The 16,043-nt window shown below is 73.1% G+C and carries 11 protein-coding genes and 2 pseudogenes; 8 read left to right on the top strand and 5 right to left on the bottom strand.

Annotated features, from left to right (window positions below; all coding sequences use genetic code 11):
• Window positions 1-5: 5 nt before the first annotated feature.
• Window positions 6-527 (bottom strand): GNAT family N-acetyltransferase, encoded by a 522-nt coding sequence (locus tag DEJ46_RS36705; RefSeq protein WP_150273346.1) that lies wholly within the window; start codon window positions 525-527, stop codon window positions 6-8.
• A gap of 131 nt (window positions 528-658) precedes the next feature.
• Here DEJ46_RS36705 and DEJ46_RS36700 point away from each other — a divergent pair, with 131 nt between their 5' ends.
• Window positions 659-1,063: a hypothetical protein gene (locus DEJ46_RS36700; RefSeq protein ID WP_223835542.1), complete on the top strand. Its 405-nt coding sequence runs from the start codon at window positions 659-661 to the stop codon at window positions 1,061-1,063.
• Between the two features lie 93 nt (window positions 1,064-1,156).
• Here the strand turns inward: DEJ46_RS36700 and DEJ46_RS36695 are convergent.
• Window positions 1,157-1,546, bottom strand: a pseudogene (locus tag DEJ46_RS36695) (GNAT family N-acetyltransferase); the annotation flags it as partial.
• Between the two features lie 133 nt (window positions 1,547-1,679).
• Here DEJ46_RS36695 and DEJ46_RS36690 point away from each other — a divergent pair.
• The 3 genes and pseudogenes from DEJ46_RS36690 to DEJ46_RS36675 all read left to right on the top strand — a co-directional run bounded on the left by DEJ46_RS36690 (window position 1,680) and on the right by DEJ46_RS36675 (window position 4,119).
• The gene (locus DEJ46_RS36690; RefSeq protein ID WP_150273344.1) at window positions 1,680-2,384 is read left to right on the top strand and encodes an ArsR/SmtB family transcription factor; all 705 of its coding nucleotides are present in this window, start codon (window positions 1,680-1,682) and stop codon (window positions 2,382-2,384) included.
• 321 nt (window positions 2,385-2,705) lie between these two features.
• A pseudogene (locus DEJ46_RS40645) lies at window positions 2,706-3,038 on the top strand (hypothetical protein); the annotation flags it as partial.
• A 418-nt stretch (window positions 3,039-3,456) separates the two neighbouring features.
• On the top strand, window positions 3,457-4,119 hold the full coding sequence (locus DEJ46_RS36675; RefSeq protein ID WP_150273341.1) for an NADPH-dependent F420 reductase: 663 nt from the start codon (window positions 3,457-3,459) through the stop codon (window positions 4,117-4,119).
• A gap of 12 nt (window positions 4,120-4,131) precedes the next feature.
• Here DEJ46_RS36675 and DEJ46_RS36670 read toward each other — a convergent pair whose 3' ends face one another.
• Both DEJ46_RS36670 and DEJ46_RS36665 read right to left on the bottom strand, forming a co-directional pair.
• On the bottom strand, window positions 4,132-5,355 hold the full coding sequence (locus DEJ46_RS36670; protein WP_150273340.1) for a pyridoxal-phosphate dependent enzyme: 1,224 nt from the start codon (window positions 5,353-5,355) through the stop codon (window positions 4,132-4,134).
• Window positions 5,356-5,420: 65 nt separating this feature from the next.
• Window positions 5,421-6,512: a hypothetical protein gene (locus tag DEJ46_RS36665; RefSeq protein WP_150273339.1), complete on the bottom strand. Its 1,092-nt coding sequence runs from the start codon at window positions 6,510-6,512 to the stop codon at window positions 5,421-5,423.
• A 354-nt stretch (window positions 6,513-6,866) separates the two neighbouring features.
• On the opposite strand from DEJ46_RS36665, the gene DEJ46_RS36660 reads away from it, so the two are divergent.
• Complete coding sequence (locus tag DEJ46_RS36660) at window positions 6,867-8,363, top strand: PP2C family protein-serine/threonine phosphatase (protein WP_150273337.1); 1,497 nt, start codon at window positions 6,867-6,869, stop codon at window positions 8,361-8,363.
• A 138-nt stretch (window positions 8,364-8,501) separates the two neighbouring features.
• On the opposite strand, the gene DEJ46_RS36655 is transcribed toward DEJ46_RS36660, so the two are convergent.
• Window positions 8,502-9,995, bottom strand: coding sequence for a hypothetical protein (locus DEJ46_RS36655; protein ID WP_150273335.1), 1,494 nt, complete (start codon window positions 9,993-9,995; stop codon window positions 8,502-8,504).
• A gap of 234 nt (window positions 9,996-10,229) precedes the next feature.
• Between DEJ46_RS36655 and DEJ46_RS36650 the strand changes: the two genes are divergently transcribed.
• From DEJ46_RS36650 to DEJ46_RS36640, 3 genes are all read left to right on the top strand, one after another.
• On the top strand, window positions 10,230-11,357 hold the full coding sequence (locus DEJ46_RS36650) for an aminoglycoside phosphotransferase family protein (protein WP_150273334.1): 1,128 nt from the start codon (window positions 10,230-10,232) through the stop codon (window positions 11,355-11,357).
• A 365-nt stretch (window positions 11,358-11,722) separates the two neighbouring features.
• Window positions 11,723-13,669, top strand: coding sequence for an N-acetylmuramoyl-L-alanine amidase (locus DEJ46_RS36645; RefSeq protein ID WP_150273333.1), 1,947 nt, complete (start codon window positions 11,723-11,725; stop codon window positions 13,667-13,669).
• Between the two features lie 159 nt (window positions 13,670-13,828).
• Window positions 13,829-16,027, top strand: coding sequence for a terpene synthase family protein (locus tag DEJ46_RS36640; protein WP_150273332.1), 2,199 nt, complete (start codon window positions 13,829-13,831; stop codon window positions 16,025-16,027).
• The last annotated feature ends 16 nt before the right edge of the window (window positions 16,028-16,043 follow it).

Below are 16,043 nucleotides of genomic sequence, written 5' to 3'. Positions count from 1 at the left end.
CCGGGTCAGCCCCGGCGCAGCCGGTACAGGACCTGGTGGGCGTCCCACTCCACGAAGGACTCCGCGTGCTCCAGGCCGACCGCCTCCAGGAGGCGGCGCGAGCGGTGGTTGGCCTCCTGGGTGAGCGCGACCACGCTCGGCGCGCCCTCCAGGACCCGTGCGACGACCGCGCCGACGGCCTCCCGGGCGTAACCCTTCCCCCAGTGCTCGGGCAGGAACTGGTACGACACCTCCGTCTCCCCGTTCCGCGCGCCCGGCTCCACGGTGACGAGCCCCAGGAGGACGTCGTCCTCGACCCGGATCACGGCGTGACAACCGGGCGCCCCGACGATCCTGCGCTGCCGGATCCGGATGACGGGCTCGGTGACGGGGCCGCCGAGGTGGTGCCGTACCTCGGGGTCGGTCCAGAGCCGGGTCACGGCCGCGAGGTCACGACGGCGAACGGGCCGAAGGAGCAGCCGGTCGGTGGTGAGGGGCGCGGGCGGGGTGACGGTGGGCGTCAGAGCCGGGGTCGGAGAGGCGGGCATGGTTCCGATCCTCTCAGGCGGCCCTCGTAAACGGCACCGCCGGTCCGGTACGTTCCGGTCCAGCGGACCGGAGACGGGGGCAGGGCATGGCGAGGTCAGGGATCGTCCTACGTCTGTGGGCGGCCGGGGAGATGCCGTACCGAGACGGGCTGTACCGCCCGGACGACACAGCGCTGGATCTTGACGTGGAGGGCCCCGGGGCGTACCGCCCGGACGCGGGGCAGCCGATCCCCTTCCGGCTCGGCGAACCGCTCCCTGTGGCCCTGGCCGTCGAGGAGGACGGCACCGTCGAGGTGGATCGCTTCTTCGAGAGCCCGCTGCCGGACGGATCGGGGTCACTGTGCGGCGGTGGCGGCGGCATGGGCAACATCGGCCACCTCGCCCGCCTCGACGCCGACGGCTCGCTGCGCTGGGCGGCCTTCATGTTCCACTCGAACCCGTTCATGGGCGTGCGCTACGAGGACACGACGGCCGTCTTCAGCAACGACTGGTGGAACGAACTGCGCCTCGACCTCACCGACCCCGCGTTCGCCTGACCGTCCGCAGGTGCCCACGAGCTCTTTGCTCAGGAAGACACGGCTGGTGCCCGGCGGGTCACAGGGGACCTCGCCCATGGACGTCCACCCCTGCTTCTGGTAGAAGCCCGGGGCCTGGAAGGAGAGCGTGTAGAGCACGGCCGTGCGGCAGCCCCGGGCACGCGCCTCGTCCTCCGCCTGCCGGAGGACCTCGCTGCCCAGCCCGCCCCCGCGCAGCTCGGGAGGCAGGAAGAAGAGGTCGACGAAGAGCATCCCGCGCGAGGTGTGCCCGGTCAGTCCGCCGATCACCCGGCCGTTCACCGGCTCACGCACCAGGACGGCGAGCTGTGCGCTGTCGTCGGCGCCCGACGTCTCGGCGTTGAACCCGTCGAGGCCACGGGAGATCACCGCAATGTCCGCGGGTGTCACGGCATCGGTGACCACCACTCCCGGCCGGTGCGCGGTACGCGGTGCCGCTTCGGGGGTCGGGTCGGGTGCGGGCATGGTTCCTCCCATACGCGGGCGGGGCATCGGTGTCCCCGGTGCGGGGCGCGGGGGTGGCGCCCCGCGGGCCTCCCGACGCTAGGCCCCGGACACTTCGACGGGCGTCGAACGGATGTCGGCGACAATCAGGGGCATGGACGAGGAACGTGCGGATCAGGACGTGGGCGTGGACCTCGCGGCCGTCGCCGGACTGCTGGCCGACCGGACCCGGGCCGCCTTCTGTCTGGCGCTGCTCGACGGCCGGGCGTGGACGGCGAGCGAGCTCGCACGTCACGCCGGGGTCGCTCGCTCCACCGCGACCTCGCATCTCCACCTGCTCGTCGACGGCGGGCTCCTCGCCGAAGAGCGGCACGGACGCCACCGCTACCTACGGGTGGCGGACCACCGGGTGCTGGAGCTGATCGAGAGCCTCGCCGCGCTGGCCCCCCGACAGCCCGTCCAGCCGCGCTCCCTGTCGGCCTCGGGCCGCCGGCAGGCACTGGCCCGTGCGCGACTCTGTTACGACCATCTGGCCGGGGCCGTCTCCCTGACGGTCACCGACGCGATGGTGGAGCGCGGCCTGCTGAGGTGGGGTTCGGACCCGAGGCTGACGCACGAGGGCGCGGCCTGGCTGACCGAGCTCGGCATCGCGGTGCCCGGAGGGTCGCGCCGACCCCTGGTACGTGCCTGCCTGGACTGGACCGAACGCCGCCCGCACCTGGCCGGCGCCGTGGGTGCCGCCCTCTGCGACCACGCTCTTACCGCCGGCTGGCTCGTACGCATCGGCACGACCCGCGCCCTGACCGTGACCCCCGCCGGCCGCAGGGCATGGCACGACCACCTCGGCCCGCGACCGTAGAGGCCGTTTGGTCCTGGCCGGGAAGCCGGGGCTTCGGTGGCTGGAACCTAGGGCTGATCGTTCTGCAGGAAGGCCAGGGCGTCGGTGGCGAACCGTTTGTCCGCGAAGGTTCCGCTATGGCTGCGGTCCTGGTGGACGATGAGCCGGGCGTCCGGAATGCCCTTGACGGTCTGCCGGGCCAGGCCGAGTGGGTAGACGATGTCCTTCTCGCCCTGAAGGAGCAGCGTGGGCGCCTCGATCTCGTGCGATCGGCCGCGCAGGTCGAAGCCGTCCTCGGCGCCCGGCAAGGTGGCGGCGTCGAAGTGTTCGCGGCTGCCGTCCATGAGCCAGAGCGGGCCCCTCAGCGCCGTCCGGCCGATTGTGGTTCCGGTGAGCATCTCGGCCGGTGCAGGGCTCGGCCGCTTGCGTTGCCGCGCGCGCTCGATGAGCGGCGCTGGGCACGCCTGCCGACCGGGCCGAGGGTGCAGGCTATCGCCCAGGACGAGGCGGTCGATCAGATCGGGGTGGCCGGCAGCCAGCCTGACGCCGCGCCACGGCGCCGTACTGCCCCAGTTGCTGGCCGGACAGCCGCTGGCAGTCAGCGAGATCGCCCGACGGCTTCCGGTGTCACTGCCCACCGCCAGCGAACTGATCGGAGCCCTGAGCCGGGCCGGCATCGTGGATCGGACCGAGGACCCGACGAACCGCCGCCGTGTCCTGGTGTCCCTGGCAGAGGAACACCGCCTGCCGCTCGAAGCCTTCGTCCTTCGGCGGACCGAGCCGCTGCTGCGCGCGCTGGACGGGCTGTCGCCCGACGAGAGGGCGGGCTTCCTGACGGCCTCACGGCCTGGGTCCGCGAAGTCCGGAGGTGAGCCCGCAGTGCGCGCTTCCACGGGCGAGCGCCGAATCGAGCCGTTTGTCCATCTCCAGGCGGAAGGTGCCGGACGGGACGGGTTGATGTTCGACACCAGCAACGCCGGCCGGAGGCCGTTCCAACGGCTTCGGCCCAGGGCCGGCCTAGGCCCAGCGGCCGACACGGGTGCCGTCCTGCGGCCGAGGCGCGTACCGGCCCTCCGGCGCCAGGATGATCGTCATGCGAATCGGAATTCTCGGAACAGGCAATGTGGGACAGGCCCTCGCCGCGGCGTGGCTGCGAGCGGGACACGATGTCGTCCTCGGGTCACGGCGGCCCGGCGACGAAGAGCTCCTGACGGGGCTGAAGGGGCTCCTCCAGGCGGGGTTACGGGTCGACGACCCCGCCGGGACCGCCGTGCACGCGGAGGTCCTGGTGAACGCGACTCCGGGCACCGCCTCCGTGGCGCTGCTCACGTCGATCGGAGCGCCGGTGCTCGCCGGGAAGATCCTCCTCGACGTCGCGGTCGGCTTCCTGGAGGACGAGTCGCTCTCGCACCAGGTCGTCAGCCTCGGCGAGGAGATCCAACGGGCGCTCCCGGACACGCGCGTGGTGAAGTCGCTCTGCACGATCGACCGCGCGGTGATGGTCGCACCGGAGTCCCTGGAGGGCCCCAGCACCCTCTTCCTCTCTGGTGACGACGCGGAGGCCAAGCAGGTCGTGGCCGGGCTCCTGGCCGACCTGGGCTGGCCCGCCGAGTCGCTGCTCGACCTGGGCGGCATCGTCACCGCGCGGGGCCAGGAGCACTTCGCCCTGCTCTTCATCGGGATCGCCCTGTCGACGGGCTCCTTCGAGTTCAACATCCGGTTCGTGCCGCCCGCGGCGCGCGCCGAGGCCTCGTAGGCCGACGGTCGGTCAGTCCGCCCCGGCGGCCGTCAGGGCGGACTTGACCGACGGCCAGTCCGGGGCCGTCGGCTCGTACCTCTCCCCCGCCGTGGCCACGTCCTTGTAGCCGCTGGACGTGACCACGCACACCACCGGACCGTCGGTCTCGCGCGGCCCGTGGACCCGGAGACCGGCGAGGCCGGCCGCCGAAGAGGTCTCACACCACAACCCCTGCGCGGCCAACTCCGCCCGGGCCGACATCATCTGATCGTCCGTCACCGTGCGCGCCGCTCCGTCTGTCGTCCGGACGGCGACGACGCCGCGATAGCTGTTGACGTCACAGTCGATGGCGTACGCGAGAGTGGGCCCGACGGGGACGCGGGCGGTGGGCCGCCCCGTGCGGAGGGCCTCGGTGAGCGCACCGGCCGCGGCGGGCTCGGTCGCGTACATCCGGGGGACCGAGCCGGTCACGCCCAACCGGGCGAGCTCCTGGAAGCCCTTGGCCACACCGAACAGCAACTCCCCGTACCCCGTGGGGAGATGGACCACCGCCGGAGCCCTCCCTAGGTCCAGGGCGATCTCGTACGCGAGGGTCTTATACCCCTCGGGCCCGAAGGGGTGCCCGGTGTGGGCGGTGTCCGTGACGCTGCTGACGGCCTGGAAGCCGAGCTCGTCGACGATCCGGCGCATCAGGGGGCGGACCGACTCGTACGGGGCGGTCAGGACCGTCGCGCCGTAGGCCCGGAGGTGGGAGGCCACGGCGGGCGGGGCATGCGGGGAGGCGAAGACGGCGCAGGCCAGTCCGGCGCGGGCCGCGTAGGCGGCGGCCGCCGCGCCGTGGTTGCCGGAGGAGGACACGACGACGCCGCGCGCGCCCGAGGCGACGGCGGCGCTCACGGCCACCCTGTTGAGTCGGTCCTTGTGGCTCCACGTGGGATTCCGGGACTCATCCTTGCCCCAGACACCGTCGGGGAGTTCGACCATCGGGGTGTTGCCCTCGCCGAGCCCCGGCGCGGCGAGCGGTGGGAGCAGCGGGGCCCACCGGTCGAGCCCGTGGGCGGCCGGGCGCGTGAACAGGTCGGCCGGGACCTCGTCGTAGGCGTAGTCGATGTCGAGAGGGTAGGCGACCTCGTCGGTGGAAGTGACGGGGCAGCCCGCGGTGAGCGGCGGCCAGAGAGGGTGGCGGACGGACGGGTCGGCGAGCGAACGCTGGGCGGTGGCGAGCGAACGCAGTGCCGGGTCGGGCGGGGTCACGCGGTGGCCTTTCGGGTGATGGCGCTGTCGACGGCGGGCGGGACGGGGCCTGCTCGACGGGCGGTTCAGCCCATGCGGCGGCGCAGTGCGTCGAGGGCTCCCGGCCGGCGGCCCGGGACCCGCTCGCGCAGCGCGACGAGCGCGGGACCTATGGCGCCGGCCCTGGTGCGGTCGTCGATCCGCTCCCACTGGTGGTGGGCCCGGTCGACGGCCGCCTCGACGTCGGGGGCGTCGGCCGGCTGCCGCAGGGCGAGCCTGGACTCGGCGGCGGCCAGCCACAGTTCGCAGCTGCGGGCCGGTTCGCCGGCGAGGCGGGCGAGGTCGGCCCGTACCTCCGTCCAGTGCACGGCCTCGGCGGACCGGGGCCCGTGCCGGCGCAGTGCCTCGCTCTCCCAGGCGGCCGCCACCGCGGCGGCTTCCCCGTGGCGTCCCGCCATGGCCGCGGCGAGGATCGCGGGATGCGGGTCCTGGGCGGCGGCAGCGGCCGGAGCGGGGACGACGGGCGCGGGGGCGACGGCCGGAGCGGGTGCCAGGAGGAACTGCTCCGACGCGGTCGTGCGGGCCGCCGACGCCCGCACGGAGGCCTCGGCGTGCATCGCGGGGAGCGGCGGCCGGGCTCCCGCACGCCAGAGCTCGGCCCAGGCCCGGAGGTAGTCGGGGGTCGCGGGCTCGCCCCGGCGCGGGGCGGGGGTCACGCGCCCGTACAGGTGCGGGCCGGGGCCCAATTGCAGCAGGTCCGGTGCGGCGGTGAGGCGCTGCCAGACGTCGGGGTCCGCCGCGAGGTCGGCGACGACGGTCGTGGTGCCTGCGGGGCGTCGGCCGAGTTCGCCCGCGAGCCAGTGCCAGGGCAGTGCCGTGTAGCGCAGGGTCGCCGTGGTGGTGCGGGCGAGGGCGAGATGGGGCAGGAACTGTCGCTTGTCCAGATGCAGTTGGCCCGCGAGGAAGACGACGAGTGGGCTGGGGCTCGCCGCGACCGCGCGCAGGCGGGTGAGGACCGTCTGCGGGTCCAGCGGATCGGCGAGTTCGACGACGGTCGCGACGGCGGTGCCGGTGAGGACGCCGGGCGGTACGGCGGCGAGGACCGGCAGCACGGATGCGGCGTCCATGGCGCGGCCCCGCCCGGCCGGCGCCGCCGCGAGCAGCACCGCCGTACCCACCGAGGCCGCACTCGCCGTGGCATCGCCCGCGCCCGCACCCCCACCCGGACGTATGTCCGCACCCGGATACGCGCGAGGCCGAGCGTCGACTCCTCCGCTCGCACGCGTGCCCGTTTCTCGCACCCGCGTGCCCGCCGCGCGTGTGCCCACCGTGCCGTTTCCGTCGTCGATCACCACCCTCGCACCGTAACGCGTCGCGGCCTGTCCGATAATCGTCGGGCCGTTGGCATATGCCAGAAGCACCACCGGATCGAGTGTTGCCAAATCCCTTACGAGCTGTCCCGGGCTGTGCAACAGTCGTCCGCAGGCCTCCTTTTCCCACCTGGCCGCGCCGCGCCTGTATCGGAGTACGACATGCCGCCGTCCCATCTGTTCGCGGACCGTCCCGCCCAGCCGCCGGAGCCGGGCGCGGTGGACGCGCTGATCTCGCAGACCCGCCGCCTGCGCGGCGAGGTGGACGCCGTCCGCCGGGACGCCGTGGCGAACGACGACGACCCCCAGCAGCGCTGGCAGCGCGCCCTGTGCGACCTCGCCGTGCACCAACTCGACGATCTGGGAGCCCACTTGGGGCAGCTCCGGGTCGGCGTGCCGGAGGGGGTCGCACCCGGGACCGAGGCCACGGCAGACTCCGAGGCCGAGGTCGAACCCGTCCTCGACCTCGCCTCGGAGCCCGACCCCGGCACGGCCTACGGCGAGGCCGCCCCGGCCCGCACCGGCTCGCTGCTCTCCCGCGTCGGCAGCGCCGAGTGGAACCTCCTCACGGACGAGGTCAGTTGGTCGGAGGAGCTCTTCCAGATCTTCGGCCGTCCCACCGAGAGCGGCCCGATGTCGCTGGACGAGCTGCCCTCCATGGTCTTCGCCGAGGACCAGCCCGTGCTCCAGGGCCTGGTGACCGACTGCCTCATCGACGGGAAGCCGATCGACGGCGAGTTCCGGATCGTCCGGACGGACGGCCGCGTGCGGACCGTCCACATGACGGGTGAGCCCGTCCTCGACTCCGACGGTTGCACCGCTTCCATGTGGGCCGTTCTACGAGACGTCAGCGAGCTGCGCCGCAGCCAGCGGGCGGTCCGCGAGAGCCGGGACAGCCTGGAGCGCAGCCGCCAGATCGAGCGCGCCGAACGACGCGTCGCCGTCGAACTCCAGGAAGCGGTGCTCCCGCCGTGGCGCGGCTCGCTCCGCTTCGCCCACGACGGCCCCGCCCCGCTCGACGTCGCGGCCCACTACCTGCCGGCCGCCAGCACCGGCCTCATCGGCGGCGACTGGTACGACGCGCTGGCCCTGCCCGGCGGGGACGCGCTGCTCACCGTCGGCGACCTGACGGGCCACGGGGTCGCCGCGACCTCCTCCATGGCCATGCTCCTCGGCGCGCTGCGCGGCATGGCCGTGGCCGGAATTCGCCCCGGGGACCTGATGGGGCACCTCAACCAGCTCCTGGAGACCTCCGTGCAGCCCGCGCTCGGGAGCGCGATGTGCTGCCGCTACGACCCGGTCGCCCAGACCCTGACCTGGGCACAGGCCGGCCACCCCGCCCCGCTGCTCTTCCGCGACGGGACGGGGCACGCCCTCCGGCGGCCCGAGGGTGTCCTGCTCGGGGCCACGGCCGGCGGCAGGTACGGCGAGACCGAGACCCGGTTGCTCCCCGGCGACCTGCTCGTGCTGCACACCGACGGACTGACCCGTGGCAGCGGCGCGCAGGACGACACGGGCACGCGTCGGCTGCTCGCCCTCGGCCCCCGGCTCACCGAGGCACGGGACGCGCAGGAGTGCGTGCGCGCGGTCGTCGAGGAGTTCGGTGAGGAGCCGCGCGAGGACGACGCATGCGTGATGGTGGTCCAGGTCGGACGCTGACCGGAGGCACCGGGCCCGGGAGGGCGCCGATCAACGCCCCGGAACCCACACACGGGTTTCGGGTCGTCGGCGCGTCCGGCCGACTGCGACCCGCCTCCGTCCCTGCCCCGCGAGCGGCCCCGAGCCCCCGCGTGGGGCTCAGGCCTGGCCCGTTCTCGGCCGGTTGACCGGCGACTTGGGCAGAGCCAGCTCGATCTCCTCGCGCAGGTCCTCGATCCTCGAGTAGCCCGCGTACTGCCCGGTGAGCCGGTACATCTCCCGCAGCCGGTGCCACGTCCGGTGGGACGAGGTCTCCCCCATGGAGACGAGGGCGAGGCGGGCATACCGGTCGGCCTGCTCGGGGTCGTCCGCGATGAAGCAGGCCGACGCCATCGAGATGAAGTCGAAGAGCTTCGACCGGTTGTGGCCGTCCTTGCGCAGCTCCAGCGCGAGCCGCGCGTGACGCTGCGCCGGGACCGCCGCGGTGGCGTCGTGGTCGGCGAGGGTCCGGTAGGCGAGTGCCTGCATGCCGTGCATGTCCGCCTCGTCGAAGTTCTGCATCCAGCTCGGCGGTTCCACGTCCGCCCGGTCCGAGATGAAGAGCTCCTCCGCCTCGCCCAGCGTCCGCTTCATGGCCTGCCCGCGCCCCATCGATGCCTGTGCCCAGGCCTCGATGGTGTGGAGCATGGCCTGCGTCCGCGGCAGCATCTGCTCGCCCGCGCCGGTCTTGGCCAGCTTCATCAGGTCGAGGGCGTCGTCGGGCCGGCCCAGGTGCACCATCTGGCGGGCGGCCCTGGACAGTGCCTCGCCGGCCCGGGGACGGTCGCCGCCCTCGCGGGCCGCGTGGGCGGCGATGACGAAGTACTTCTGCGCGGTGGGTTCGAGACCCACGTCGTGGGACATCCAGCCCGCGAGGACTGCCAGGTTGGCCGCGACACCCCAGAGGCGCCGCTGGAGGTGGTCGGCGTGGCGATAGGCGAGCATGCCGCCCACCTCGTTGAGCTGGCCCACGACGGCCTTGCGCTGGAGGCCGCCGCCCCGCGAGGCGTCCCACGCGCGGAACACCTCCACCGACCGCTCCAGAGCCTCGATCTCCTCCGACCCGATGGGGGCGGCCTCGTAGCGGTCGAACCCGGCGGGGTCGGCATGGAGGGGATCGGTGGCGCGCTGGGCGGTGGCCTTGCGTGCGGGGTCGGTCTGCAGCCAGTCGTACATGCTGCTGCTGAGTGCGGAGCCGGCGGCGAGCGCGGCACCCGCGCCCACCAGGCCGCGTCGGTTGAGCATGAGGTCCATTCCCGTGAATTCGGTGAGGACCGCAGCCGTACGATCGGGAGCCCAGGGCAGCCCGTCAGGGTTGTCGTCTTTCCTGACGTCCTGCCGCTTTCCGGCGCGCCCGTGTCGTACGAACCCGAGGTCCTCGATGGTCACGACACGGCCGAGTCGCTCGGTGAACAGTGCTGCCAGCACCCGGGGTACGGGATCGCGCGGGGTCTCGCCCCGGTCGATCCACCGCCGCACCCGCGAGGTGTCGGTCGCCAGCTGGGGGTGGCCCATGGCCGCCGCCTGCCGGTTGACGAGTCTCGCGAGTTCGCCCTTGGACCAGCCGGCCAGGCCGAACAGGTCTGCCAGGCGGGTGTTGGTTTGTCCGGTCACGTCTAAGCCCCCAGGTTCTCGGCTGAGTTGACAGTAGCCCCCTGTCATAGGGCTGGCGACTATTCGCCAGGGTTCGCCAGGGTGCGCCCGATGTTCCGCCACCCGCGCCCGGGTGTCAGGTAGGAACGCGCCACCCCGCCCCGCCGACCGGCCCTCATTCCCCAGGGTGCGGACCCGGGGGCGGGCGGGGCGACGCACGCAACTCGTCGGACCACGAAGGGATCTGTCACCTCCATGTACACAGCATCGTCCTCCGTGTCCGCCCCGCCCCGGCCGCAGCACCGCGTCGTCCCGGCCGGTGCCGGGCCGTACCTCGCCCCCGCGCCCCAGGCCGTACGGCCCCGGCGCTGGACGGGCGGCACCGGCACCCAGCCGGTGAGCGGGAGACTCGACCTGTCCGGCCCCCAGGGGGCGCAGCTGAAGATGGCGATCGCCTCGGTCCACCGCATCTGCCCGGAGTTCAACCCGGTCCAGGTGCTGAGGCGCAGCGGCCGCTCCGTCCTGATCGTCGGGACGACCGGGCGGACCACCGCAGTCGCGAAGTGTTTACTGGACCACTCCCCCGCGTGGGTCGAGCGGTTCCAGCACGAGATAGCTTCCTACCGCTCCTTCGTCCGGCACCGTCCGCCGGTGCGGGCGCCCCGGCTGATCGCCGCGGACCCGGAGAACTGCACGCTGGTGATCGAGCGGATGCCCGGACGGGCGGCGGCGCTCTCGCGCCACCCCGTCGAGGCCCCGCCGCGGGCCGACGTCCGGGCGGTGCTCGGCGCGGTGGCCCGGCTCAACTCCTGGCGCCCGCCGGCGGGTACCTTCGACGCGCCGCTGGACTACGGGACGCGGATCGCGCGCTACCACGAGCTCGGTCTCTTCACCGACCGGGACCGGGACGACCTGCAGAAGCTGCTGCACGGCCTGGCGCACGCGGGCGGGCGGCAGGGCATGGGGCAGTTCTGTCACGGTGACGCCCTGCTCTCCAACGTCCTGCTCTCCCCCGCCGGTCCCGTCCTCGTCGACTGGGAGCACGCCGGGTGGTACCTGCCCGGCTACGACCTGGCGACCCTGTGGGCGGTGCTCGGTGACGCACCGCTGGCCCGGCGCCAGATCAGTCAGCTCGCCCAGCAGGCGGGCCCGGCCTCCCGGGACGCCTTCCTGGTGAACCTGATGATCGTGCTGACGCGGGAGATCCGTACGTACGAGACGGCGGTGCAGCGCACCATCAAGGAGGCGCCCCCGGCCGGTACCGTCCCGGTGCCCTCCGGTGCGCTCTCCGCCGGCGAGGAACAGCGGCTGCTCCTGAGGCGGCTGCACGACGACTGCGCCATGGCACGGCGGGCCGTGCGCGCGGCGGTCGGAACGCGCTGAAGGGGGCGGATCCGACCGACGACACGGGGGTGGCGCGCCGTGCGCCCGGTGCCGACACACCGGGACACGGCGCTCCGTCTTGTCCACGCCGCGGACCTCGCGGGAGGCGGCCCCATTGGTCCACTCCACTGACGCGTCCCAGGCCCGGGACCCGTCTTCCCGAAACTCCGCCGAACGGCCTCCATTCCTGTCCTGACGTGGGAACTTCCGCGCGAGCAGGCGTGATTGACGGATCGTCCGGGACCCGATACCCCTGTACGGGTTCGGTCCCGCACGCCCCCGTGTCACCCCCGCCCCTGGAGGCTGCCTTGCTCCGTTCCGCGTCCTGGAGACGTGTCCCGGCCCCGCCGTCATCCCCCCGCCGTATGCCGAGGGTGGCCGGCGCGGTCGCGTCCGCCGCCCTGCTGCTGCCGCTGCTGTCCGCGGCTCCGTCCGCCGTCGCCGACGTGCCCGAGGCGGGCACGCTCCAAGGACAGTTCGCGCGGGCGGCCGCACGCCACGGCGTGCCCGAGAGCGTCCTGCTCGCGGTGTCGTACCTCCAGTCGCGCTGGGACACCCACGGCGGTGCGCCGAGCGTGACCGGCGGCTACGGGCCGATGCACCTGACGGACGCGGTGACGGCGCTCGCCGGGTCCGTCACCCCGCATCATTCCGACGGCGAGGAGGACGCGCGCGGCGACTCCTCGCGCCCGGTCCGTTCGACGGCCGGCACCCCCGCCCCCGCGGCCGGGCCCGCGCCCGAGGCGCTGCCGGGCCGGCTGCGGACCCTGGAGCGGGCGTCCGCGCTCTCCGGGATCCCGGCCGGGGAACTGCGGGACTCCACCGCCGCGAACATCGAGGGCGGGGCGGCGCTGCTCGCGGCGGCGCAGCGCGAGTCCGGGCTGCCGGCGAGCGCCGATCCCGCCGAGTGGTACGGGGCGGTGGCGCGCTACTCGGGTGCCGACGACTGGGCGACGGCCGCGACGTACGCGAACGACGTGTTCGACGTGATCAGGACCGGCGAGACCCGCACGACGGACAGCGGCCAGCGGGTGACGCTCACGGCCGCCCCGACGGTGGCGCCCGCCACGGAGCAGGTCGGCGCGCTCGGGCTGCGCCGGCCCGCCGCCGGTCCGGTGGAGTGCCCGCGCTCGGTGGCGTGCGAGTGGATCCCCGCGCCGTACGAGGAGTTCGGCGAGGGCGACTACGGCAACCACGACAAGGCGGACCGGCCCTCGTCCCAGTCGGTCGACTACATCGTCATCCATGACACCGAGGCGACCTGGGACGTCACCCTGAAGCTCGTGCAGGACCCGACGTACGTGTCGTGGCAGTACTCGCTGCGCTCCTCGGACGGGCACATCGCGCAGCACCTGCCGCTCAAGGACGTCGGCTGGCACGCGGGCAACTGGTTCGTGAACGCCAAGTCGGTGGGTCTGGAGCACGAGGGTTTCCTCACCTCGCCGGACTCCTGGTACACGGAGGCGATGTACCGGACGTCGGCGCGGCTCGTGCGGTACCTCGCGCAGCGGTACGACATCCCGCTGGACCGGCAGCACATCCTCGGGCACGACACCGTGCCGGGGACGGTGACCTCGACGATCCGGGGCATGCACACGGACCCGGGCCCGTACTGGGACTGGGCGCACTACTTCGAGCTGCTGGGCCGGCCGATCACGCCGAGCGCCGGTCCGCATGCCGGAGTGGTGACGATCCGGCCCGACTACAGCGCTCACCGGCCGGTCTACACGGGCTGCGTGAAGGCGGGCGAGGTGTGTGCGCCGCACGGGAGCGGGGCGGTGCGCCTGCACACCGCGCCGAGCGCCGACGCGCCCCTGGTGAAGGACATCGGGCTGCGGCCGGGCGGGCAGGACTCGACGACCGGGGTCAACGACACCGGGGCGCGTGCCTCGACGGGGCAGAGCTTCGCGGTGGCGGAGCGCCGGGGCGAGTGGACGGCGATCTGGTACCTCGGGCAGAAGGCGTGGTTCCACAACCCGCGGAAGGAGCCGGCGGCGGTGAATGCGCGCGGGCTCGTCCTCACTCCCCGGGAGGGGCTCGCGGAGGTGCCGGTCTACGGGCGGGCGTATCCGGAGGCCTCGGCGTACCCGGCGGGGGTTCCGGTGCAGGCGGTGTCCCCGCTCCCGTACAAGCTGCTCGCGGGTCAGCGGTACGTGGTGGGTGACCGCACGCCGGGCGAGTACTACTTCGCGCCGGTGTTCGACAGCAGCGGGCATACGGTCGTCCGGGGGCAGGAGGAGTACTACGAGATCCAGTTCGGCCATCGGGTGGCCTTTGTGAAGGCCTCTGACGTGCGGGTTTCCCAGGGCTGACGGAGGCGTGGCCGAAAGGCGCGGGGTGGTGCCGGAGAAGCGTTCCGGCACCACCCCGCCCGCGTTCATACGACTATTCGGGAGATCGCGTGTGCCATCCGGGCGACGGGTAAGGCTGGGCCGGTCATCGCACGTGCTCACCGAAAGGCCCTTCAGGAAATGCCTCAGCCCTTCGTTATGCCGGACTTCTATGTTCCGTATCCGGCGCGGCTCAATCCCCATGTGGAGACCGCCCGCACGCACACGCGTGACTGGGCGAGGGAGATGGGGATGCTGGAGGGCTCGGGCGTCTGGGAGGAGCACGACCTCCAGTCCCACGACTACGCGCTGCTCTGCTCGTACACCCACCCCGACTGCGACGCGGAGGCCCTGGACCTCGTCACGGACTGGTACACGTGGGTCTTCTTCTTCGACGACCACTTCCTGGAGGTCTTCAAGCGCACCCTGGACCGGGCGGGCGGCAAGGCCTATCTGGACCGGCTGCCGCTCTTCATGCCGGCGGACCCGGCGGCGGGCATGCCCGAGCCGACCAACCCCGTGGAGGCCGGCCTCGCCGACCTCTGGCGGCGGACGGTCCCCTCGATGTCCGAGGGCTGGCGGGTGCGGTTCGCGGAGGCGACGGAGCACCTCCTCTACGAGTCGCTCTGGGAGCTCGACAACATCGACGACGGCCGGATCGCCAACCCCGTCGAGTACATCGAGATGCGCCGCAAGGTGGGCGGCGCGCCCTGGTCGGCCGGTCTCGTCGAGTACGCGGCGGGAGCCGAGGTCCCCGCCCAGGTGGCGTACTCCCGGCCGCTGCGCGTGCTCAGGGACTCCTTCTCGGACGCCGTGCACCTGCGCAACGACCTCTTCTCCTACCAGCGCGAGGTGGAGGACGAGGGCGAGAACAGCAACGGCGTCCTGGTCCTGGAGAAGTTCCTCGGCTGTACGACCCAGGAGGCGGCGGAGGCCGTCAACGACCTCCTGACCTCGCGGGTCCAGCAGTTCGAGAACACGGCCCTGACCGAAGTACCGCTGCTCGCCGCCGAGAAGGGGATGAGCGCCGCCGAGTGCGCGGCCGTGGCGGCGTACGCGAAGGGGCTCCAGGACTGGCAGTCCGGCGGTCACGAGTGGCACATGCGCTCCAGTCGGTACATGAACGAGGGCATGGTCGCGGGGCCTTCGCGGCTCGACGGGGTTCTCGGCACCTCCGCGCTCGACATCCGGACCCTGTTCGGGCGCCCGGCCGCCGCCCGGAACCGGGCGTTCACCCACACGCCGCACGAGCACGTGGGGCCGTCGCTGGTGCCGGAGTTCGACCTGCCGTACCCGCTGACCCTCAGTCCCCACCACGAGGAGGCAGGGCGGCACAGCGTCGACTGGGCGGAGCGGATGGGTCTCCTCGACGACCTCTGGGACCGGCCGCTGGCGGAGGGCTTCGACTTCGCGCTGTGCTCGGCGGGGCTCGATCCGGACGCGTCCCTGGAGGAGCTGTGCCTCAGCTCCGACTGGCTGACCTGGGGCACGTACGCGGACGACTACTACCCGTCCGTCTTCGGGCGGGCGGGCTCCCTCGCGGGCGCGAAGGAGCAGACCGACCGGCTCAAGGCGTGCATGCCGCTCGACGAGCCCGCGACAGGTGCCGCGGTCGCGCTGAATCCTTTGGAGCGCTCGCTCGCGGACATCTGGGAGCGGACCGCCGCTCCGATGGCCGCCGGGGCGCGGGCGCAGTTGCGGGCGTCGATCGACGCGATGCTCGACAGCTGGATGTGGGAGATGCACAACGTGGTGCAGCACCGGGTGCCCGACCCGGTCGACTACATCGAGATGCGGCGCAGCACCTTCGGGTCCGAGCTCACCACGCTGCTGGCCAGGCTTCGGCGGGACGGGACGCTGCCCCCGGAGATCTTCCGGTCGGGCACCGTGCGCAGCCTGGAGAACGCGGTGATGGACTACGGCGCGCTCGTGAACGACCTCTTCTCGTACCAGAAGGAGATCGAGGTCGAGGGCGAGGTGCACAACGGCGTTCTGGTGCTCCAGAAGTTCTTCGACTGCGACTACCCGACGGCGGTGGCGATGGTCGACGATCTGATGCGGGGCCGGCTGCGCCAGTACGAGCACCTGAAGCATCGTGAAGTCCCCCTGCTCCACGAGGACTTCGGTCTCGACGCGGCCGGGCGGGCGGCGTTCGACGCGTATCTGCGGGAGTTGGAGGACTGGCTCGCGGGCGTCCTCAACTGGCACCGGAAGGTGCGGCGTTACGGCCCCGAGGACGTCCGCGCGGGCAGTGGCGGCGCGCTGCTGCGGCGCGGACCCGCGGGTCTCGGCACCTCGGCCGCGCGGATCTCCGAGCTCCTCGGAGCCGGACCCCGCTGACACACACCGAAGGCCT

This window comes from Streptomyces venezuelae, from assembly GCF_008642375.1.
GTDB lineage: Bacteria > Actinomycetota > Actinomycetes > Streptomycetales > Streptomycetaceae > Streptomyces > Streptomyces venezuelae_G.
The sequence above is the reverse complement of the archived record's forward strand: the minus strand, read 5'-3'. Positions and strand labels throughout refer to the sequence as shown.

Excerpts from the sequence above, each read along its gene's own strand:
- DEJ46_RS36675 (WP_150273341.1), top strand. The coding sequence starts at position 3,457 with ATGCGAATCGGAATTCTCGGAACAGGCAATGTGGGACAGGCCCTCGCC.
- DEJ46_RS36650 (WP_150273334.1), top strand. The coding sequence starts at position 10,230 with ATGTACACAGCATCGTCCTCCGTGTCCGCCCCGCCCCGGCCGCAGCAC.
- DEJ46_RS36645 (WP_150273333.1), top strand. The coding sequence starts at position 11,723 with ATGCCGAGGGTGGCCGGCGCGGTCGCGTCCGCCGCCCTGCTGCTGCCG.
- DEJ46_RS36690 (WP_150273344.1), top strand. The coding sequence starts at position 1,680 with ATGGACGAGGAACGTGCGGATCAGGACGTGGGCGTGGACCTCGCGGCC.
- DEJ46_RS36705 (WP_150273346.1), bottom strand. The coding sequence starts at position 527 with ATGCCCGCCTCTCCGACCCCGGCTCTGACGCCCACCGTCACCCCGCCC.
- DEJ46_RS36660 (WP_150273337.1), top strand. The coding sequence starts at position 6,867 with ATGCCGCCGTCCCATCTGTTCGCGGACCGTCCCGCCCAGCCGCCGGAG.
- DEJ46_RS36700 (WP_223835542.1), top strand. The coding sequence starts at position 659 with ATGCCGTACCGAGACGGGCTGTACCGCCCGGACGACACAGCGCTGGAT.
- DEJ46_RS36640 (WP_150273332.1), top strand. The coding sequence starts at position 13,829 with ATGCCTCAGCCCTTCGTTATGCCGGACTTCTATGTTCCGTATCCGGCG.